At 61.4% G+C, this 251-nt stretch carries 1 pseudogene; it reads right to left on the bottom strand.

The features are described from left to right. Positions 1-251: pseudogene (locus SB753_RS39625) on the bottom strand (formylmethanofuran dehydrogenase subunit A); the annotation flags it as partial.

Genomic DNA, 251 nt, shown 5'->3' with positions numbered 1-251 from the left:
CTTCGAGCGCATCGATGGTGGCAAGCGTCGAATCAATATTGCCTGGCACGCCCAGATTGCTTGCGTGAATATGCAGCGGGTGCGGCACGCCGAGATCGGTGAGCGCGCGCGAGAGCACATGCAGCACGTCGCGAGGCGTGATGCCGTAGTGCGTATGGTGCTCGTCGACATCGAGACTGCGCTGGTTGAACTTGAATGCCGAAATGCCGCCGGGATTGACAACCTTCACGCCAAGCGCGCGGGTCGCGTGA

Source organism: Paraburkholderia sp. SIMBA_053, assembly GCF_046534895.1.
GTDB classification, from domain to species: domain Bacteria; phylum Pseudomonadota; class Gammaproteobacteria; order Burkholderiales; family Burkholderiaceae; genus Paraburkholderia; species Paraburkholderia caledonica.
This window is presented reverse-complemented; position numbering and strand designations above follow the sequence as displayed.